This is a genomic window from Afifella sp. H1R, assembly GCF_021462425.1.
GTDB lineage: Bacteria > Pseudomonadota > Alphaproteobacteria > Rhizobiales > Afifellaceae > Afifella > Afifella aestuarii.
Genome location: NZ_JAKEDY010000001.1, coordinates 868,043 through 886,680 on the forward strand (window position 1 = coordinate 868,043; position 18,638 = coordinate 886,680).

General features: G+C 63.7%; 19 protein-coding genes and 1 pseudogene. 12 read left to right on the forward strand and 8 right to left on the reverse strand.

Annotated elements, in window-relative coordinates; all coding sequences use genetic code 11:
• Positions 1-32 precede the first annotated feature (32 nt).
• Positions 33-545: a hypothetical protein gene (locus L0F51_RS04100; RefSeq protein ID WP_234628064.1), complete on the reverse strand. Its 513-nt coding sequence runs from the start codon at positions 543-545 to the stop codon at positions 33-35.
• A gap of 176 nt (positions 546-721) precedes the next feature.
• Between L0F51_RS04100 and L0F51_RS04105 the strand changes: the two genes are divergently transcribed.
• The gene (locus L0F51_RS04105) at positions 722-916 is read left to right on the forward strand and encodes a hypothetical protein (RefSeq protein WP_234628065.1); all 195 of its coding nucleotides are present in this window, start codon (positions 722-724) and stop codon (positions 914-916) included.
• A gap of 288 nt (positions 917-1,204) precedes the next feature.
• Here the strand turns inward: L0F51_RS04105 and L0F51_RS04110 are convergent, their stop codons facing one another.
• Complete coding sequence (locus L0F51_RS04110) at positions 1,205-1,582, reverse strand: hypothetical protein (RefSeq protein WP_234628066.1); 378 nt, start codon at positions 1,580-1,582, stop codon at positions 1,205-1,207.
• An 80-nt stretch (positions 1,583-1,662) separates the two neighbouring features.
• Between L0F51_RS04110 and L0F51_RS04115 the strand changes: the two genes are divergently transcribed.
• The 8 genes and pseudogenes from L0F51_RS04115 to L0F51_RS04140 all read left to right on the forward strand — a co-directional run bounded on the left by L0F51_RS04115 (position 1,663) and on the right by L0F51_RS04140 (position 5,607).
• Positions 1,663-2,073, forward strand: coding sequence for a hypothetical protein (locus L0F51_RS04115; RefSeq protein ID WP_234628067.1), 411 nt, complete (start codon positions 1,663-1,665; stop codon positions 2,071-2,073).
• Positions 2,074-2,084: 11 nt separating this feature from the next.
• Positions 2,085-2,720 (forward strand): hypothetical protein, encoded by a 636-nt coding sequence (locus L0F51_RS04120; protein WP_234628068.1) that lies wholly within the window; start codon positions 2,085-2,087, stop codon positions 2,718-2,720.
• Positions 2,717-2,845 carry a hypothetical protein gene (locus L0F51_RS19910; RefSeq protein WP_255701277.1) on the forward strand — a complete coding sequence of 43 codons (129 nt, stop codon included), beginning with the start codon at positions 2,717-2,719 and terminating at the stop codon, positions 2,843-2,845. Before L0F51_RS04120 ends, L0F51_RS19910 begins: the two co-directional genes overlap by 4 nt.
• Before the next feature lie 88 nt (positions 2,846-2,933).
• Positions 2,934-3,092 (forward strand): hypothetical protein, encoded by a 159-nt coding sequence (locus L0F51_RS04125; protein WP_234628069.1) that lies wholly within the window; start codon positions 2,934-2,936, stop codon positions 3,090-3,092.
• Positions 3,085-3,420, forward strand: a complete 336-nt coding sequence (locus tag L0F51_RS04130; protein WP_234628070.1) for a hypothetical protein — start codon at positions 3,085-3,087, stop codon at positions 3,418-3,420. The genes L0F51_RS04125 and L0F51_RS04130 overlap by 8 nt, the downstream gene beginning before the upstream one ends.
• Positions 3,413-4,012, forward strand: a complete 600-nt coding sequence (locus L0F51_RS04135; protein ID WP_234628071.1) for a Lar family restriction alleviation protein — start codon at positions 3,413-3,415, stop codon at positions 4,010-4,012. The genes L0F51_RS04130 and L0F51_RS04135 overlap by 8 nt, the downstream gene beginning before the upstream one ends.
• Positions 4,013-4,111: 99 nt before the next feature.
• Positions 4,112-4,285 (forward strand): annotated as a pseudogene (locus L0F51_RS20110) (helix-turn-helix domain-containing protein); the annotation flags it as partial.
• A 29-nt stretch (positions 4,286-4,314) separates the two neighbouring features.
• Positions 4,315-5,607, forward strand: a complete 1,293-nt coding sequence (locus L0F51_RS04140) for a tyrosine-type recombinase/integrase (RefSeq protein ID WP_234628072.1) — start codon at positions 4,315-4,317, stop codon at positions 5,605-5,607.
• Between the two features lie 307 nt (positions 5,608-5,914).
• Here L0F51_RS04140 and L0F51_RS04145 read toward each other — a convergent pair whose 3' ends face one another.
• Positions 5,915-6,664: an SDR family oxidoreductase gene (locus tag L0F51_RS04145; protein WP_234628073.1), complete on the reverse strand. Its 750-nt coding sequence runs from the start codon at positions 6,662-6,664 to the stop codon at positions 5,915-5,917.
• A 279-nt stretch (positions 6,665-6,943) separates the two neighbouring features.
• Here L0F51_RS04145 and ada point away from each other — a divergent pair, with 279 nt between their 5' ends.
• Positions 6,944-8,029 carry a bifunctional DNA-binding transcriptional regulator/O6-methylguanine-DNA methyltransferase Ada gene (gene ada / locus L0F51_RS04150; protein ID WP_234628074.1) on the forward strand — a complete coding sequence of 362 codons (1,086 nt, stop codon included), beginning with the start codon at positions 6,944-6,946 and terminating at the stop codon, positions 8,027-8,029.
• A gap of 380 nt (positions 8,030-8,409) precedes the next feature.
• Here ada and L0F51_RS04155 read toward each other — a convergent pair whose 3' ends face one another.
• Together L0F51_RS04155 and L0F51_RS04160 are read right to left on the reverse strand one after the other, a co-directional pair.
• Positions 8,410-8,970, reverse strand: a complete 561-nt coding sequence (locus L0F51_RS04155) for a DUF2269 family protein (RefSeq protein ID WP_234628075.1) — start codon at positions 8,968-8,970, stop codon at positions 8,410-8,412.
• A 146-nt stretch (positions 8,971-9,116) separates the two neighbouring features.
• The gene (locus L0F51_RS04160) at positions 9,117-10,433 is read right to left on the reverse strand and encodes an alanine/glycine:cation symporter family protein (protein ID WP_370642304.1); all 1,317 of its coding nucleotides are present in this window, start codon (positions 10,431-10,433) and stop codon (positions 9,117-9,119) included.
• Positions 10,434-10,856: 423 nt separating this feature from the next.
• On the opposite strand from L0F51_RS04160, the gene L0F51_RS04165 reads away from it, so the two are divergent.
• Positions 10,857-12,035 (forward strand): ATP-binding protein, encoded by a 1,179-nt coding sequence (locus L0F51_RS04165; RefSeq protein ID WP_234628077.1) that lies wholly within the window; start codon positions 10,857-10,859, stop codon positions 12,033-12,035.
• Here L0F51_RS04165 and L0F51_RS04170 read toward each other — a convergent pair.
• Positions 12,010-12,981 carry an NAD-dependent epimerase/dehydratase family protein gene (locus L0F51_RS04170; RefSeq protein WP_234628078.1) on the reverse strand — a complete coding sequence of 324 codons (972 nt, stop codon included), beginning with the start codon at positions 12,979-12,981 and terminating at the stop codon, positions 12,010-12,012. The two genes, L0F51_RS04165 and L0F51_RS04170, sit on opposite strands and share 26 nt — an antisense overlap.
• Before the next feature lie 277 nt (positions 12,982-13,258).
• Between L0F51_RS04170 and L0F51_RS04175 the strand changes: the two genes are divergently transcribed.
• Positions 13,259-14,950 (forward strand): HAD-IIB family hydrolase, encoded by a 1,692-nt coding sequence (locus tag L0F51_RS04175; protein ID WP_234628079.1) that lies wholly within the window; start codon positions 13,259-13,261, stop codon positions 14,948-14,950.
• A 67-nt stretch (positions 14,951-15,017) separates the two neighbouring features.
• Here the strand turns inward: L0F51_RS04175 and L0F51_RS04180 are convergent, their stop codons facing one another.
• Both L0F51_RS04180 and L0F51_RS20115 read right to left on the reverse strand, forming a co-directional pair.
• Positions 15,018-15,965, reverse strand: a complete 948-nt coding sequence (locus L0F51_RS04180) for a glycine betaine ABC transporter substrate-binding protein (protein WP_234628080.1) — start codon at positions 15,963-15,965, stop codon at positions 15,018-15,020.
• 53 nt (positions 15,966-16,018) lie between these two features.
• Entirely contained in the window at positions 16,019-18,628 is a 2,610-nt protein-coding gene (locus tag L0F51_RS20115; RefSeq protein ID WP_370642305.1) for a betaine/proline/choline family ABC transporter ATP-binding protein, read from the reverse strand.
• Positions 18,629-18,638: the final 10 nt, after the last annotated feature.

The window sequence follows — 18,638 nt, forward strand, 5'->3', positions numbered from 1 at the left end:
ACCAAGGGCGAGGTTAAAAAGCCCACCGATAGCTAAAGGCAAGCCCCGCCGATCGCGGTCAGGACACCCGCGATAGCGCCACCAGCGAGCCCGATGAGCGCGCTTTGGCGGGCGCGCGTGAGCCGCTTGGCGCTCGTCCTTTGAAACTCCAAAAACTTTTGTTGCTTCTCGTTTGCTCGCTCGAGCGCGTCGAGAAGAGCACTCTCCATGTCCACCGCGCCATCGCGCAGCGCCCATAACCACCAATCGGCGCCACCTCCTGCAAACGGAACGTCCCGGCACGGCTTCATCGAAAGATGGCTCAAGACCGCACCAGAAAAAACAGCGACGGCGAAGACGCCCAGCCCCACCGTCGCAGGCCAGCCGAAAAGCCGCGACCCGTCATCCGCAGTCGCCAGGGCCCCGGCGAGAGCGGCGAGCCCCACGGTCACATACAATTGCAGCAGGCTCATCGCCTGCTGATCGTTGAACTTCGTCAGACCCACCAGCGATGACGTGCGCATATGCGTGTCGGTGACGGCGAACTTTGCGTTCTCGATATCCATGCACTGCCCTCGCTGCCCCAGGCATTCTCGCCGCCTGATCCTGCATCATTCCTTTGCATCCTAGATAGAGCGCTCCAAGCCGTCGAGGCAAAATATGCATTACGCACGTTTCTGTCTTGCCTGGCGGTATGCGTTATGCATATTATGTCCTCCTGCACACAACGCAGGAGAGAACGATGTTCGTCCCCGCCATCAGCCCCGATACCAGCCGCATCGAAGTCGTGCGCGCCGTCGTGCTCCAGGCGCCGCATGAGCGCCTCGCCGGCTACACCCGCCGCCTGATCGACGATCCCGCCGACAACGCCGCCCGCCTCCTGGCGCTGACGACGCTCGCCGAGATCGACGACCTCGACCGGGAGATGCGGTCATGAGCGCGCGCCAGGCGGCGCCCGCCGCCGCAGCATCAGAGCCGCCAGCCTCCTTCGAAGACGCGGCCTTCGAGGCGCTTGTGCGGTCCTGGGCCAAGCACGAGGACATCATGACCCCGTCCGTCCCGTCGCTCGTGCGCGAGGAATGGGACGGACTGACGGCCAAGGAAAAGGCCGCCGCGCTCCTCGGCTCGGCGCCGACGCTCGCCGCCTGCCGCAGGTCGCGGCATCTCGGCTATTTCACGCTGGCGCATTACCTGCGCAAGCGCCTGTGGTTGATGAAAGGCGCCGTCAGAGATCTTGCGACCGGCTCAGACGCCGACACAGAGCATCGAGATCCTCGCACAGAAGCGGCGGATCATCCGCCAGAACGCGCTCGGCCCGCACCGCCTCCGCAATCCGGTCCCTGTGGGCTCTGAGATGGCGCGCGACATCGTCATCGGAGGACCGGGCGGAGAGCCCGACAGCAAGCCGCAGGAGCCGCGCCGCGAGGTCGGCATGCGCCAGCTCCAGAACGCGCAGCCGCTCCGACATGTCGGGCAGATGCTCCTCGGCATTGCGCGCCAGGACGCGCAGATCCCGGTCGATCTCCGCAAGGCTGCGCGCCGGCGCATCCCCGGGCCTGTCATCGCCGGGCCCATGATCCCCGGTCTTGGCATCATCACGCACGAAACTCCCCCTTCGGTCCGTGGCTGGAGCGCGACGAGGCCGGACTTTAGCACAAAAGACACGAAAGCGAGATTTCAGCCATGAGCGAACTGGACACGTCTCTCGACATCAATCTGAACGATGGGACCGCCGCGGAACAGGACGTCGGGGATGCGGACGAGGCCGAGGGCTTCGACTGGGCGATCGTCGAAATTTTCGGCCACCGCCGCCATGCCGGCAAAATCCGCGAGGAAGAGCGCTTCGGCACCAAGATGCTGCGCATCGACGTCCCGAAGGTCAATGCGGTTTATGGCAAGGCCGACAGCGAAACCGTCACCGGCTGGACCACGCATTATTACGGCGGCGCCTCGATTTTCTCGCTGACCCTCTCCGACGAGGCCTCCGTTCTGCGCGCCAACCGGCCATACGTCTCCCCCTATCGCGCCGCGATCCCAGCCCCCGAGCCGGAGGATGACGCGTGCGACGAGGACGACGATGGAATCTGTTTCTGAGGGAGGGAGCAATGCCGCAATACCCCGACAAGCTGGCCCTCAAGGTGCATGTGCAGCGCGCTGGCGAGATCGACCCGGCGACGGAGACGCTCGTCGTGTCTTTCGTCGACAGACGCCGCGGCCTGACGAATCTTCGGCTGCATGTCGACACGGCCGCCGAGCTGGCCGGCATTCTCCAGACTCGCATCAAGCAGCATCTGAGGGAGCGCCCGTTTTCTTCGGACCTTGGCGACAAAGCGCTGATGCATCTCGAAAAGCTCTGGTCCCGCCGGGGTTTCCCGACCGGGATCTGGTTCGAGGTCTGCACCGCCTGGAACGCGCTCGAAATCGGCGATCAGGTCGCCGCCATTTCCGGCGCCGAGACCTGGATGCGTTCGATTGATGAGGCCGGCCACGACCGCACGACGCTCGCCGCCTATCTCAAGAGTTTCGGCCAGCCCGCCGATTACGCCGCGGCCCAGCTGCGCGCCTCCGAAATGCAGGCCGCGCTCGACCGCCGCAAAGCCGAGGCCGCCACGACGACACAAGCCGCGCCCGGCAGCTTCGTGCTTTCGATCACCCGCATGGCGGCGACGGCGCCGCTCATCCGCCAGCTCGGCCCGATTCTCGCGCGCGGGCTCACCCATCTGCGGAGGGCATGGCGATGACCCGGATTCTCTGGGTGCTGGAAGACGCACTCACCCTCGCCCTCATCGGCCTCTGCCTGACGGCGATGTTTCTTCTCATGCTCGGCTTTCTCGGCCCGGCCGATCTGTTCCAGGGAGGCGCGTGATGCCCACCTGTCCGCATTGCGGCGGCGAAGGCCGCGCGCAGCCGCTGCATCCAGCCCCAAAACACACCGTTCTGACGAGGGAAAAGTGATGTCCAAAATCATCTCCATCGACAGTCTCACCCGCCTCGCCGATCCGGTGACGCGGCTCTGCCTGCGCCGCGGCCTCGACCCGGCCGACCCGCTCGACCGCATGGAGGCAGAGATCATCCTGGAATTTCGCAAGAGCCTCGGAGGGAGCCATGGCTGAGAAGAATGTCAAGGGCGGAAAGACCGCCACCGAGGCGGACTGGCGCCCGATCGAAACCGCGCCGTGCGACGGCACGCCAATCCAGGCGCGGATCCCGGGCCATGGCGAGGACAACATCATCGCCTGGATGGATGGATTTCTCGACGAACACGAACGCCCCTGCTGCTCATGGGTGATGGTCGAGGACCAGGAGCCGCCCAAGAGCTGGACGGACGGTGTCTGCTGGGAGGCAAACGAGGACGAAACCGCCTCCGTCCAGCCGACCCATTGGAGGCCACGCCCGGAAAGCGCCGTCGCAAGCACGACGCAGGAGACATCCGATGCCTAAGATCATTCAGACCGACACGGATTGCGCCATCGGCGCGGCGCTCCGCGAGGCTCGCCGCCGCGCCGGCCTGTCGCAAAGCGCCATCGGCGAGGCCCTCGGCGTCTCCTTCCAGCAGATCCAGAAATACGAAAAGGGCACGAACCGCATCGCGGCGGCGCAGCTCGTCGCGCTCGCCGAGGCTCTCAACGTGCCGGCAGCGGCGCTCCTGCCGGGCGCTGCACCGGAAACGCAATCCGTCGATTGCTCAGCAGAAGACATGGCGCCGTGTCCATTCTGCGGTTCCCACGATCTCACATGCCATGACACTGAGGTGTTCTGGGTTCGCTGCGAAGCATGTGGCGCAGAAGGCCCGGGCGAGGAAGATAAGAAGGCATCAATCCGCAGATGGAATGTTGGGGCGCGACGCAACGCAGATGTAGCCGCCATTGCCGCGCTGACCGGCATTTTGACGGAGGAGAGCGGTGCCGCCTATGGCCTGATGGACGAGGACGAACGACGGGGCGTGCGCGCCTACAACCGTCTCGTCAGACATGCGATCGATGCCATCCAGCACGATAGCTCGCGCGTGCTGGCGGAGGCCGACAATGGCTGATCTCCGCCGTCTCCGCTGGCAGCTCGCTGCCGCCTGCGCGCTGACATCCCTCGCCGCGATCGAGCTCTGGTTCGATCCATCCCTCGGAGCCCCGACGCCATGAGGGACGATCTGAAACTTCTCTCCGCCGCGGAGGCCTGCGAAATCCTCGGCTGCGACGCCAAGACGTTGCGCGGCTACATCGCCGATGGCGAGCTGACGTACATTGAAAAAGGCCGGGGCTTGAAACGCCGGCACCGGCAGTTTCAGATGGCGGATCTGGAGCGCTTTATCGCGCGCCGCCGGCGCCGGCAGGAGGAGGCATGTCCGTCTATCGACCCAAGGACCGCGACGGGCAGCCGAAATCGCCCTACTGGCACTACGAATTCCGCCTCGGAGGTCGTCGCTTTTTCGGCTCTACGCGCCAGACGTCGCGGCGCGAAGCCGTAAAGGTCGAGGCCGAGGCGCGCCGCCGCGCCGCCCGCGACATCGCCGCCGGTCGCGAGACGGACACATCGGCCATCGATCTCGTCTTCGGTCGTTTCTGGCAGGAAAAGGGCCAGCACGACGCCTCGTCCGACGTCACGTTTTATCGCCTCGATGCGCTCGAACGCGGGCTCACATCGGTGTTGCGCGATCGCGGCCGGCCGCCGCTCGTCGGCGAGATCGACGACGAGGTTCTGGCCGCCTATGTCGCCCGCCGCCGCGGCGAGCCGGTGCGCCGCCCCCGCCGCAACGGCAGCGTCTTCGAGCGCCCCCGCTCCCCGTCGGACGTCAACCGCGATGTGCAGCTTCTGCGCCGCGTCCTGCGGCGGGCGAAGAACGTCTGGAAACTGGCGATCGACCTGCCGGCCTGGGGAGAGCATCTCTTCGTGGAGCCGGCAGAGCGCGTCGTCGACATGTCGGCGGCGCTCGAAGCGGAGATCCTCGCTGCCATGCGCCCGGATTTCCGCCCCGCCATGCGCTGGCTCGTCCTGTCGGGGCTGCGCCTGTCGAATGCCCTGCCGCTCGACCCGCGCGCCGTCGATTTCGGCGAGCGCATCGTCACCGCGCGATTAAAGAGCCGCCAGCCCGGCGGGCGCCTTTTGGTGTTGCCGCTGACGCAGCCGATGCTCGTTCTTCTCGCCAACGAGATCGGCCGGCACCCGGACGCGGTGTTCACCTATATCGCGCAATCGACCCGCGCCGCTTCTGGCGCCAGGCCCGCCATCATCCGCGGCATGCGCTATCCTTTGCGCCCGGAGACGTTCTACGACGAGTTCAAGCGGGCGGTGCGCCGATGCGGCCATCCCGAGCTCCGCCCGCACGATCTCCGCCATGTCGCCGGCACGCGCATCCTGCGCGCCACCGGCAATCTCCGAATGGCGGCCGGCCAGCTCGGCCACACCCGCGTCACCACCACCCAGCGCTATGCGCATTACCTCGTCGACGAGCTCCGCGCCGCCATGACGGCTGCCCACGTGCCGGGCGAAACCGCCGACATCCCATCGCCAGCCGCCACACCGCTAGCCGGGGAAGACGCCGGCAGATTTTCCGCAGAGACTCCCGGAAAAATCCCCGGAGAGGCAGCACCAGCAGCACCGAACCCATTGCCCCGCCGAAAGAAACCGGCCTGAGACGCCCGGTCTTGAAAACCGGCGTGCGCGAGAGCGTACCGTGGGTTCGAATCCCACCCCATCCGCCAAACACCCACCGCCAATTATCATCGAAAACAGCCTCTGGGCGCGCCTATCGCCGCAAAATGCCAAAGGGCGTCCTGTTGGCAGCACGCGCAGCGCATAGGTGCGCCGGAAGTGGGTATCCGGCGACGGCGAGCGTCTGGATCCGCAAGGCCATGGGAATGCGCCCGCCAGAATGCGCGGAGGGTTGCCTGTGATGCGCGTTGTTGAGCTGTCCCCTCCGCACTCGCGACCAATCGCTTGTCTACTTCACGGCAGCGTTGCCACCATCGGCGAACAGAGCTGATCCGGTGACGAAGCTGGCCATGGAACTGGCAAGGAAAAGTGCCGCAGACGCGAGCTCCTCGGGTTGAGCGATCCGCCTCATGGCATGGAGCCCGGCTGCCCAATCCTTCTGGCTTTGATCGCCTGCCATCTCGGTATCCACACCGCCCGGCAAAAGAGCGTTGGCCCTGATGCCCTGAGCGGCATAGTCGGCGGCGATGCCCTTCACCAACCCCATCAGTCCGGCCTTCGACGCACCGTAAGCGGCCATGCCGGGAATGCCGACGCTGGTTCCCACGAAGCTGGACGTGAACACGATGGAACCACCGCCGCGCTCAAGCATCGCGGGAATCTGGCTGCGCGCGCCCAGGTAGGCGGCCGTCAGGTTCACGGTCAGCGTGTGCTGCCAGTCTTCCGGCGCGATTTCGGCCAGCGGCTTCTCCGGACCCACAGTGCCGGCATTGTTGATGGCGATGTCGAGGCCGCCAAATTCGCGTCTCGCCTCCGCGACGATCCGCTCATGGGTTTCGGGAAGGCCGATGTCTCCCGCAGACGCATAGGCGCGTCCTCCCTTGCTGCGGATCTCGTTCGCAACCTCATCCAGCTGAGCCTGGCGTCGCGCCGTCAGGACGACTGCCGCGCCGTGCTCGGCAAACATCAGCGCAACGGCCCGCCCGATGCCGGAAGACGCGCCGGTGACAACGGCAACCTTGCCCTCAAGTAAAGTCATGTCTCGAACACCTTTTCTGCTTTGGTTCGTGGCAGCGACCTATTTGAGAGCGACCCGCCAGCCACTCCGCTTCTTGCTGTCAAAACATTCCTTGTCAGAGCCACAGGCCGGACCGCCGGCGGCAACACGCGGGTCATCGAAATTTGAAAGCAAGATGCGGGGTTTCAGAGGGGCTGCCGTCTGCCAAGGAAACTGACCAACCCGCGGAAATCGGGTTGCGAGCAGAGCTGGGCCATGTGCACTGGCCGACAAGGCAACGACTTTTCGAGGGGAGTGGACATGCGACCCGCCACGCAGAACGGCACCAGACACTCTGACCACGCTGATGAAAACCGGTATTGGGACGCGGTCGCTCGCCGGGATACGGCGTTTCAGGGGAAGTTCGTCTATGCCGTGACATCAACCGGCATCTATTGTCGGCCGGGCTGCCCGTCGCGCCTGCCGAAAAGAGAGAATGTCGCCTTCTTTTCAGACTGTCAGTCTGCCGAAGCAGCAGGGTTCCGCGGGTGCAGACGGTGCAATCCCGATGGCGTTTCCATTTCCGAAAAAAGCGCGGCAGCCATCAGCGAGGCGTGCCGTTTGATCGAGATTGCCGAGGAACTTCCAACGCTTGACGAGTTGGCTGCCGCTGCCGGGATCAGCCCCTTCCATTTTCATCGCCAGTTCAAGGCGATCACGGGTCTTACACCGAAAGGATATGGGGCTGCTCATCGAGCGAAGTCCGTTCGCCATGCGCTGGCTGAGACGCGCAACACGGTTACCCAGGCGATCTATGACGCCGGATACGGCTCGGGCAGCCGTTTTTACGAAAAGTCGTCCCAGATGCTCGGCATGACGCCCACCGCCTACAGGAACGGTGGTGTCGGCACGGATATAAAGTTCGCCGTCGCCGAGTGCTCGCTGGGCTCCATTCTCGTCGCTTGCAGCGCGAAAGGCGTATGCGCGATCCTGCTGGGCGATGACCCCGATAGGCTGGCGCGCGATCTTCAGGATCGCTTCCCGAAGGCGGCTCTGATCGGCGGCGATGCTGTATTTGAAAGGCTGGTCGCCCAGGTTGTGGGGTTTGTCGAAGCCCCCGGCATCGGGCTCGACTTGCCGCTCGACATTCGCGGAACCGCCTTTCAGCAAAGGGTCTGGCAGGCGTTGAGAGAAATTCCCGCTGGCCAGACTGCCAGCTATGCCGAAATCGCTGAGCGGATCGGAGACCCCAAGGCGGTGCGTGCCGTCGCCCAGGCCTGCGGTGCCAACAAGATTGCCGTCGCGATTCCCTGTCATCGTGTGGTCAGGACGGACGGCTCACTGTCGGGCTATCGCTGGGGGGTGGAGCGCAAGCGTGCCTTGCTAGAGAAAGAGGCTCACCTATGAACGCCACCTTCAACCAGCCGGTTGGCAATTCCCCGCCCGTTATGATCGAGGATCGCATCCGGTCTTTCCGTTGGGACGATCTCTGCTGAGAACTTGACGCACAGGGATGTGCTCTGATGGCCGGGCTGCTGACGCGGGACGAGTGCCGGGGCATTGCCGGGCTCTACCCGCAGGAAGAGCATTTCCGAAGCCATATCCACATGGCCTCCATTTTGTAGGTCTATAGCGTAGGTGTAGTTCTCTGTTTCGTCGGCTTTGGCCCGCCATAAACTCGAAAATACCCGGCAGCAGGTCGCCGGCCCGCTCCTCTTGCGGCTGGCACGTGTGAGGTTTCTCCCACACCGGATTGTCGCCCCGAAAGCAGGCTGTTCTCAGCCGGCCTAGGCCGCGGGCAGGCTCTGCTCACTCTCAGCCACAGGATCCTGGCCAACAGGTCCCGTCACCTGCTGCCTTTCTCCCGGTCTGGCCCATTTCGGACGCAGATGTTTTGGACGCCAGATGCCGAGGATGACGTTCGCGACCGACAACGCCATGACGACGATGAGGGCGCCCCACTCATGCCCGATCGCCTGCTGCAGAACATCGGCCGCAGGTTCACCGTCCGCGACCCGGCGTGAGACCGCGGCCACATAATCCGCCTTGCCACCCACGACGGTCAGCACGCCTTTGAACATGAGGATGCCCATGGCGAGCTTGAGCAATGCCCAGCCTTTGTCCTGGTAAGGCCGATGGACGGCCATTGAGAGAAGGCCGGACACGATGGCGACACCCATGGAGGGAATGAGGACGTAATCGGCGATGGCTGCGATTGCCTGGCGCATGTCGGCGTAATTGGCCGGCGTTTCCTGAGGCGCAAAGATGAGCAGGATCATGTAACAGGCGATCCCGCCGATCAGGCCGCAGGAAGCCAAGGTGTGCAGCACTTTGAGAAATTTGCGCATGCGCGAATTCTATATGGCTCACGTCCGTGATGGCAACCACAGGTCGTCGCCCCGGTGCGAGGGCTCGAAGGTCTCCAAATGAAAAGGCCGGCCGCAGACCCTGCAGCCGGCCTTCCGCTTGGAAAACCCCAGAGAGCCGCTGGCGCTCAGCTTTGCCCGTTCTTGAAGTAGGCCCTGCTGATGGCGAAGACCGTGCCACTGAGCGCGATCAGCGCGACGAGGTTCGGGATTGCCATCAACGCATTCATGATATCGGCCACCGTCCAGATGAGACCGAGGTCGGCGACAGCCCCGACGATGAGCGCGGCCACCCAGAGAAGGCGGAACGGCAGGATGATCTTCGAACCGAAGATGAACTCTGCGGCCCTTTCGCCATAATAGCTCCAGCCGAGAATGGTGGTGAAGGCGAAGACCACGAGCCCGAAGGTGACGATCCAGCTGCCGCCGGGCATTCCCGTGTCGAAGGCAAGCGCGGAGAGTTCGGCGCCCGTCTCGCCGCTCGTCCATGCACCCGTCGTGATGATGACGAGAGCTGTCATGGTGCAGACCACGATCGTGTCGATGAATGTGCCGAGCATCGCGATGCTGCCCTGCCGGACTGGGTCGCTCGTTTTCGCGGCGGCATGGGCGATCGGCGCGCTACCGAGACCGGCCTCGTTGGAGAAGACGCCACGCGCAACGCCGAAACGGATCGCGGCGAGCACCCCTGCCCCGGCAAAGCCGCCCGCGGCTGCCGTCCCGCTGAACGCATCGGAGAAGATCGTCGCAAGAGCCGCCGGCACGTCGGCGATGTTGAGTGCCAGAATGACGAGCGCGCCGCCGACATAAAGGATCGCCATCAGCGGCACGAGATGCTCCGCCACGCTGCCGATGCGCTTCACGCCGCCGATGATGACGAGGAACGTCAGAACGGCAAGGACGAGACCTGTGGCGACATATGGCACGCCGATCGTGCTCTCGAGCGCACGCGCCACGGAATTCGACTGCACCGTATTGCCGATACCGAAGGCGGCAATTGTCGCAAAAAGCGCGAAGAGCCAGCCGAGCCAGGCAAAGCGCGGCCCGAGCCCGTTGCGGATGTAATACATCGGCCCGCCGACATAGCGGCCGTTTTCGTCGCTCTCGCGATAGCGGACGGCCAGCACCGCCTCGGCATATTTGGTCGCCATGCCGACGAGGGCCGTCAGCCACATCCAGAAAACGGCGCCAGGACCGCCAAGGAAGATGGCGGTCGCAACACCTGCAATATTCCCTGTACCGATCGTGGCGGAAAGTGCCGTTGTCAGCGCCTGAAACGGCGTGATCTCGCCTTCGTCACCATGTTGAGCCTTGCGCCCGCCAAGCGCGAGCCGGAAGCCGTAACCTAGCTTTCTTTGCGGCAGAAAGCCGAGACCAAGCGTGAGGTAAAGGCCCGTTCCCAAAAGCAGGACGAGCATGACCGGGCCCCAGACAAAAGAGCTCACACTCGCCAAAAAAGACGACAAATCTTCCATTGTGTATGTTTATCCCGCTGACTTGCAGATGTCTCCTCAACCATCCTGTGAGGCCCGAAACGTCAGACAGCTTTCGTTCGGACATTTGCTCTTTTGAGCTCGCAAAGGATGATCTCCCAGCGTCGGTATAGGTCAGGGCCGCAGGGTGGGGGCAAGCCTTCCGGCGAAATTGTCGCAGGCAAGCTTACGGGCAGACGAGGACATGCTCTTTCTGTCGCCGCTCAGTCATGGAGTGCTCCGCCCATGGAAGAGCCGGGTTGGATGAGCCCTCCTCACATCATTTGCTCCCTTATCAAATAGTCAAACGCGGTGCGCGCCCGCGGCTTGACCTCAGAGAATGAACGCCGCTTATGGTAACCTCTAGGTATTTCGTCCTGGTGGGAGGCGCAGAAGATGCGGGCAGACGGCGGCCCATCGGCACACCAGCCGACGCTTTCGGATATCACGATCACCTCTGAACTATGGCAGCGCAGCGAACCCGGGGCGAGCAACCTCGACGAGACCACAGCGATGCGCCGGATTGCCGATATCGTGGGCGCGGCTCCCGAAGAGGTGTTTCGGGTTTGTGCCGAGGTGGTGCGAGATCTCTGCGACGCCGGCAGCAGCGGCATCACCCTCTGCAACGCCGGCGACGAAGCACCGACATGCTCTTGGGTCGGTCTTGCCGGAAAACTCGCGGAAACCCCTCCTCCCGACCTGCCGCGTGCAGTCTCCCCGTGCAAGAGCTGCGTGGAAAATCGCCAGCCCGTTCTGTTGCGCCAGCCTCACCGGGTCTTTCCGGACCTCACAACCAAAGTGCCTTTCTGTGAAACGCTGATCGTCCCCTTCGGATATGATGGAAAGGCGCTGGAGGGCGCAATCTGGGCAATCGCTCATGACGGGGAGACGCGCTTTACCGCAGAACATGCGAAAATCCTCGAGCGCGTCGCAATCTTTACCGCCACGACGCTGCATCTCCACAAGGGCACGCGGCAGGCGGACGCTGAGCGTCAGGAACTCGAACTGAACTACCGTGAGCTAGAGCATCGCACCAAGAACATCCTCGCGATCACGGTCGGTCTCCTGCGCCATCAGATGAGGAAAATGAACGAACCGGCAGCGCGAGAAGCCATCGAGACGGCGAGCGCACGCGTGGCCGCCCTGGGAAATCTGCATGGCCTTGAGAAAGACGGCGCGTCTGACAGGCTCGATACGGTCGTTGCCTCCGTCTGCCGCACTCTCGTCGATCCGGACCCGCGGTTTCAGCTGGATCTTGATCTCGACCCCGCCGTCATAAAGCCGCAGCGGGCCGCCACCGCTGCCCTCGTCGTCAGCGAGCTGGTGATCAATGCACTGAAGCATGGCCTCGCTCGGCGTAAGACAGGCACGATTGCGGTTCGACTGAAAGAGGCGGGCGACAACTGCCTGCAGCTTTCCGTTTCCGACGATGGCGCGCCGCTCAACCGAGACCCCGATCAGAAGGAAGGCGGTGCCGGTCTGAACTTACTGGATCAGCTTGCCAAGCAGATCGGAGGAAGCATGAGCGTCGAGGCGGAGCCGAAGCGCTTTACGCTGACGTTTCCGGCGCAATAGCGCTGTTATCGGCGTGCTCGGTCTCACCGCTTGAACGCGCAAGGCTGGCGAGCCCCTCGACGCTGGCAACACGGGGACGCCAACCGAGACGCTTGAGCGCACCGCAATCGACCACCAGATTGCCGGCAAGCCGCTCTAGGATCTCTGTCCGTCCGGCAAGCCGCGCCCCGGCCCCGAAAAGGAATTCAGGAACCGGCCAAAGCCTTGGCGGCCGGCCGAGACCGGAGCGCATCGCCCGGAGCATCTCTGGAAGTGTCAACGGCGTGTCGTCGGCGACGAGATAGGCGCCCGAGAGACGCATCGGATGGGAGAGGCTCCAGCGCACGGCGTCCGCCAAATTCTCGACCGCAAGCAACGAGCGTCGTGCCTTGAGACCCGCAAACGGCAAGGGATAAGGGCTCTTCGCCAGACGCAAGAGAGCGGCCATATTTCCCTTCACCCCGGGGCCGTAGACCAGGACCGGACGGAAGCTGACGCAATCGATACTGAGCCCCGCAAGCCTTTCTTCGGCCGCAAGCTTGGAGCGGCCGTAAGCATCCGTCGGTTCGGGCTGCCGGCTTTCATCGAGAACGCCTTCCGCCGAGGGACCGCTCTGAGCTCGCACCGATGACAGGAACACGAACCGTTTCGCCCCTGCCCGCGCTCCGGCTTCCGCCAACCTCAAGGTCGCGTCCGTGTTGATGGTGCGATAATCCACCTCCGGCAATCCGGACGCGGCATGCGCGATACCGGCCGAGTGAACGATCGCATCGACGCCTTCGAGTGCGCGCGACAGGTTTGAGGGCTGCGCAAGGTCGCCGATCAAGGCGGAATCGGCCGTTAGCATCTGATCGATGGGACGACGCAGGAGCACCCGCACACGAAACCCATGCGCACGAAGATCCTCGAGAAGGTGACGGCCGACAAAGCCGGAGGCTCCCGTCAAAGCTATAAGCGGAGCTTCCATCTCTGTCCCTCCTCAACGCCCTCGTGGCGCCCCTGTAGCGCCCTTGTCTTGAGATCGCGGTCGACCCACCGGACGAAGGGTTCCGCCGAACCGGCCATAGCACGAAGGAGGCCGGCAGAAGAAAGCCCATCCCGGATCAAAGCGGCGCCGAACAGAAATGGTTTGTGATGGGCCGCTCCGAGACAAGTCGCGGTCTGGCGAAATCCGCTCCGGGCCTTATGATGCACCACCGGCATTGGTTCCTTGGGCCAAGCGCCGACAGGCAGGGAGACGGTGCATGCACTTCCTGGCCCTTGCGACCGACTATGACGGCACGCTTGCCCATGACGGCTTCGTCGCTCCCGAGACGTGCGAGGCGCTTCGGCGGCTGAAGGAGAGCGGCCGCCGCCTCATCCTCGTGACGGGGCGCGAGCTGGTGCCGCTCAAAGCCGCGTTTGCCGAATTCGCACTCTTCGACCTGATCGTCGCCGAAAACGGTGCCGTTCTCTACGATCCCGGTGATGGAACGGAGACGACGCTGGCAGCGCCGCCCCCGCACGCTCTCGTCGAAAGGCTGCTCGACCGCCAGGTCGGACCGCTTTCCATCGGCCGTGCGGTCCTTGCAACCTGGGAGCCACACGAACGAGAGGTTCTTGCAGCCATCCACGAGCTGGGGCTGGAGCTCCAGATCACGTTCAACAAGGGTGCGGTGATGGTTTTGCCGCCCGGCGTGAACAAGGCTTCGGGGCTCAGGGCCGCCCTCCGACATCTCGACATCTCAGCACCCAACGTGGTCGCGGTGGGCGATGCGGAAAACGATCACGCCTTTCTCGGCGCCTGCGGCTGTTCGGCTGCCGTTGCGAACGCTTTGCCTGCGCTTCGGAACGCGGCCGATATTTGCCTGAGGCGCGATCACGGCGCAGGAGTGGTTGAACTCATCGACGCAATCCTTCGCGAGGATGCACGGATCCTGCCACCCGCCCGGCGCGGCCTCAAAATTGGCCATGACGAGGATGGCAACGACATCTACCTCGAACCCGATACGCGGGTTTTGATCGGCGGCGATTCCGGGATCGGGAAGTCACGCTTTGCGAAACTCCTGACCGAGCGGATGGTCGACAGAGGCCTGGAGTTTTGCGTCATCGATCCCGAGGGGGATTACGAGGATCTGGCCCATGCCGTCCAGATCGGCAGCCTCACAGAACCGCCTCTGCCTGGAGAAGCACTGCGCCTCTTGCACGCCGCCGACCTCAACGTCGTCGTTAACGCAGTCGCTCTGTCTCTTGCGGAACGCAGGCAGCTTTTTGCGGATTTGCTGCCGTCGATCACGGAGCTGCGTCGTCGGACGGGACGTCCACATTGGTTGATCATCGACGAAGCCCATCACATCCTGCCGGCGGGGCATGAGAATGTGCATAAGCTCCCGGAGAATATCCCGGCCGTCGTCATGATCACGGTCAGCCCGCGTTCGCTCGCGCGTCAGGCCGTGGCGACGGCGGAAACGATCCTCGCTTTCGGCAGGACCGCTCCTGAAGTGATCGAGGTCACCGCCTCCATCCAGGGCCACGATGTCTCCCCTCCCGGGGCCTGCGCCGAAAACGAAGCGCTTTGTTGGTTCGTCGGAGAGCCCACGCCACGGCGGGTAAAAATCGATCTGCCGCAGCAACTCCATCACCGCCATTCCGGAAAATACGCGGTCGGCGATGTCGGCCCGGAACACAGTTTCTATTTTCGCGGACCGAAGGGCAGCGTCTTCCTGCGCGCCCACAACCTGTCGAGCTTCCTGGAGCTTGCGGACCAGATCGACGACGAGACCTGGGAATATCATTTGCGGGCAGGCGATTATTCGGCCTGGTTCCGCCATGTCATCAAAGACGAGGCCTTGGCGAGAGAATGCGAGGCCATTTCATTCGAGCGCGCACTCACGCCCCGCGAGAGCCGCCAGCGCATTCGTGAAGCCGTCAGACAGCGCTATGTCGCCACCATCTAGGTCGAGCGCGAAGCACAAAGGCTGCCGCGCCCGGAAGCGCGGCAGTTCTCCATTCAGATCGAGCCCTCTACAGGCCCAGCCACTTGTCCACGACGTCCGGATGGTCGGCGATCCATTCCTGGGCGAGTTCGTTCTCGTCCCGGCCCTTCACCGCGATCTGGTATGTCCAGTCGGCGACCATGTCGCTCGTGGGGCTGTAATTCTCGAAGAGCGTGATCAGCTCGGGGGCGCGTTCTTCGAGCGACTTCGAGTAGGCAAGATGGATCTCGGCCGGCTTCCAGGCCGTCGACACGCTCGATTTCTCGTACCACTGCGGATCTTCGTCCGGCTGGATCATGTTCCATTTGGCATCGTCATGCGCCGGCTCCTCGAGCATCACGAGGTCGTACTGCGCGAAAATATGATGCGGCGTGTAGCAGTAGAAGACGTAAGGCTCGCCCTTCTTCTCCTTCTCCCCGATCCGCGCATAGGCGAGCGCTTCATCGATGGTCTCAGGCTCGTAGAGATCGGCCAGCCCATAGCCGCGCATCTTGACCTTTTCGGTGTTCGCGGAGGCCCAACCGGTCGCGCCCACCCAGAACTCGCCCTTTCCGTCCCCATCGGAATCGAACTGCTTTGCGATCTCCGGGTTGGCAAGATCGGTGATGGACGAAATGCCGAGCTTGTCGGCGGTCGCCTTCGTCACGCAATCGCCCTGCTCGCCTTGGAACATCGTTTTGCCGAGGACGACGTTGTCCTGGTACTCGTCGACGATGCCCTGAATGTTCGGCAGCCAGACTTCCGGATGCACGTCCATATCGCCCTTGCCGGACGCCATGGCGGCGAAGATGACGGGGTTCGTGCCGGGCGTCAGCGTGACACTGGCACCGAATTCCCGCTCCGCGAGGTTTTTCAGGATTGCGGCGCCGGCCTTGGCCGACGGCCAGCTCGGCACACCGATGGTGATATCGGCGGCCTGCGCGCTGCTGCCGATCAGCAAGGCTGCGGCAGCAGCGGAATAGATAAGCGGTTTCATACTGTGTCCTCTCATAGGTTCGTTTTTGGGCTGCGCCGCAGCGCAGCCGGCCCTCAGGCCGATTTTGCGGGCGCGCGTCCGGCGACGATCCGGTCAAGCGCCATCGCACAGAAAAGGATGGCGAGGCCCGCGAGCATCCCCTGTCCTTCAGCCGCATATTGCAGGGCTTCGAGAACGTCCTCCCCGAGACCCTTCGCGCCAATGAGCGAGGCGATGACCACCATCGACAGACACATCAGGATGGTCTGGTTGATGCCCGTCTTGATGGATGGCATGGCGAGCGGCAGCTCGACCTTCCAAAGCCTGAAGGTCCGCGTCGCGCCGAAGGCGGACGCCGCCTCGGTCACATCGTAGGGCACGCCTTTCATGCCGAGCGCGGTCAGCCGGATGACAGGTGGCATGCCGAAGACGAGTGTCGCCAGAATGCCGGGCGGCTTGCCGGTTCCGAAGAAGGCGATGACCGGGATCAGATAGACGAAGGCCGGCATGGTCTGCATGAAATCGAGCACCGGTCTGGCGGCCGTGTAGGCGCGGTCCGACTTTGCAAACCAAATGCCGAGCGGCACACCAATGACGACGCAGATGACCGCGGCAGCCCCGAGCAGCGCCACGGTCGCCATGGATTTTTCCCAGAAACCGAAGAGTGCGAGATAGGCCAGAGCAGCCGCGGTGAAAATGGCCACCCGCGCGCCGGCGAGAAGCCAGGCGATCGCGCAAATCGCCACCATGACCACAGGCCAGGGCGTCGCCACCAGCATCAGCTCGAGAGTGTCGAGGAGCGCACGCACGACGGCCGTGACGGAATCGAAAAACCCTTCTCCGGCGATCGCGAGCCAGTCGAAAGCGTGATCGATCCAGCGTGCCGCGCTGGCGCGGATCGCGTTGTCGGCGGGAAAGGTCGTCAGCCATGTCGGCGGTTCGGCGGCCGAGAAACGATAGATCGTGACGGGATAGATAAAGCCGACCAGCAGGGTCGCGATCGCCGCGCCCACCCAGGAGAGGCCGGAGCGGATCGAGCGGTCCGAACGCCAATGGGTGAAGCCCCATTCGAGCGCGCGATCTGCGGTCAGACCTTCGATGAGTTTGACGACGACAAAGAGGCCGAGCCCGATCAACGCGACCTGGGTGGACTGCGCCGAGAGAGCATCCGCTTCCGTCTGCGCCGAGGCCGCAATATCCCGCAGTCTGTCCGCGCTGGCGGCTAGCCGGGCGGCATTGTCCGCGCCGGAAGCGGCCGCCTCCGCAGCACGCTCCGCCCGCGCATCGGCACGCGCGAGAAGCGAGGCCGCACGCGCCGCCGCATCACTGCCAAGATCACCGAGAAAGCCACGCCCGATTTGGACAAGGCCGATCAGCTCTAGGATGACATAAGCCCAGAAAACCGACCAGAGCGATCGAGCGCCAGCCCATATCGGGCCGAAGACGACGGCACCAAAATTGAAGACGCCCCACCGCCCCTCCCCGATCCGGCGGAATGCGGGGATGTAATGGCCGGCCCCGCGACCGACGAACTCGGCGATCAGCGCGTTCTGTTCCTTGCGGGAGGTCGCCGCCCCGACCTCGAAGGCAGCGGCCGATTGGGTTTCGACCTCGACCGGTTGCTCTTTGCCGCCCTGGACCCCGCGCAGGAGATCCGTCTGCGTGACGAGACCGACCTCCGCGCCATTCTCGTCGACGATGACGATGTCTTCTTTTTGTGACAGCACGAGGTCGACAAGGCTATCGAGATCGGCACCGACCGGAGCGCGCGGCGCAGACCTCAAATCCATGCCCGTCTCGCCGGGCGTCGGCAACGGCCGCATGATTTTCGCGGCATGGACCAGCTTGAGCCGCGAGATGCCCGAGACGAAATCGGCCACATAATCATCGGCCGGGTCGGTCACGATCTCCTCGGGCGTCCCGGTTTGCACGATACGGCCGTCTTTCATGATGGCGATGCGATCGCCGATGCGGATCGCCTCGTCGAGATCGTGCGTGATGAAGACCGTCGTCTTGTGCAGCTCTTTCGACAGAGCCATGAACTCCGCCTGCAATTGCCGGCGGATCAAAGGGTCGAGCGCCGAAAAGGGCTCGTCCATGAGAAGGATGTCGGGATCGGCCGCGAGAGCGCGCGCCAGACCGACACGCTGCTGCATGCCCCCCGAAAGCTCATGAGCGAAACTGTCACCCCAATCGCCGAGATCCACGAGGTCGAGGCAACGTTCGGCCTGATCGAAACGGTCGAGCTTGGGGACGCTCTGGACCTCGAGCGGCAGCCCGACATTGTCGCGAACGGTTCGGTGCGGCAGGAGGCCAAAATTCTGGAAGACCATGCCGATCGTCTGGGCTCGCAGACGGCGCAGCGCATCATCGCCCATGGCCATCACATCCTGGCCCTCGACTTCGATCCGACCCGACGTCGGCTCGAGGAGGCGGTTGATGTGGCGCACGAGAGTGGACTTGCCTGAGCCAGACAATCCCATCACGCAGAAGATTTCGCCGCGCGCGACCTCTATGCTCGCATCGGCGACACCGACGATGCAGTTGAAGCGAGATTGGACCTCGGCTTTGTCGAGCTGCTCCTTTTCAATTGCCTCAAGAGCCTCTTCCGAGCGTTCGCCAAAAATCTTCCAGACATTCGACAAGACGATCGCAGGGTCGGTCGTGCCCCCCGGCATTGACATGGGCGCTCCT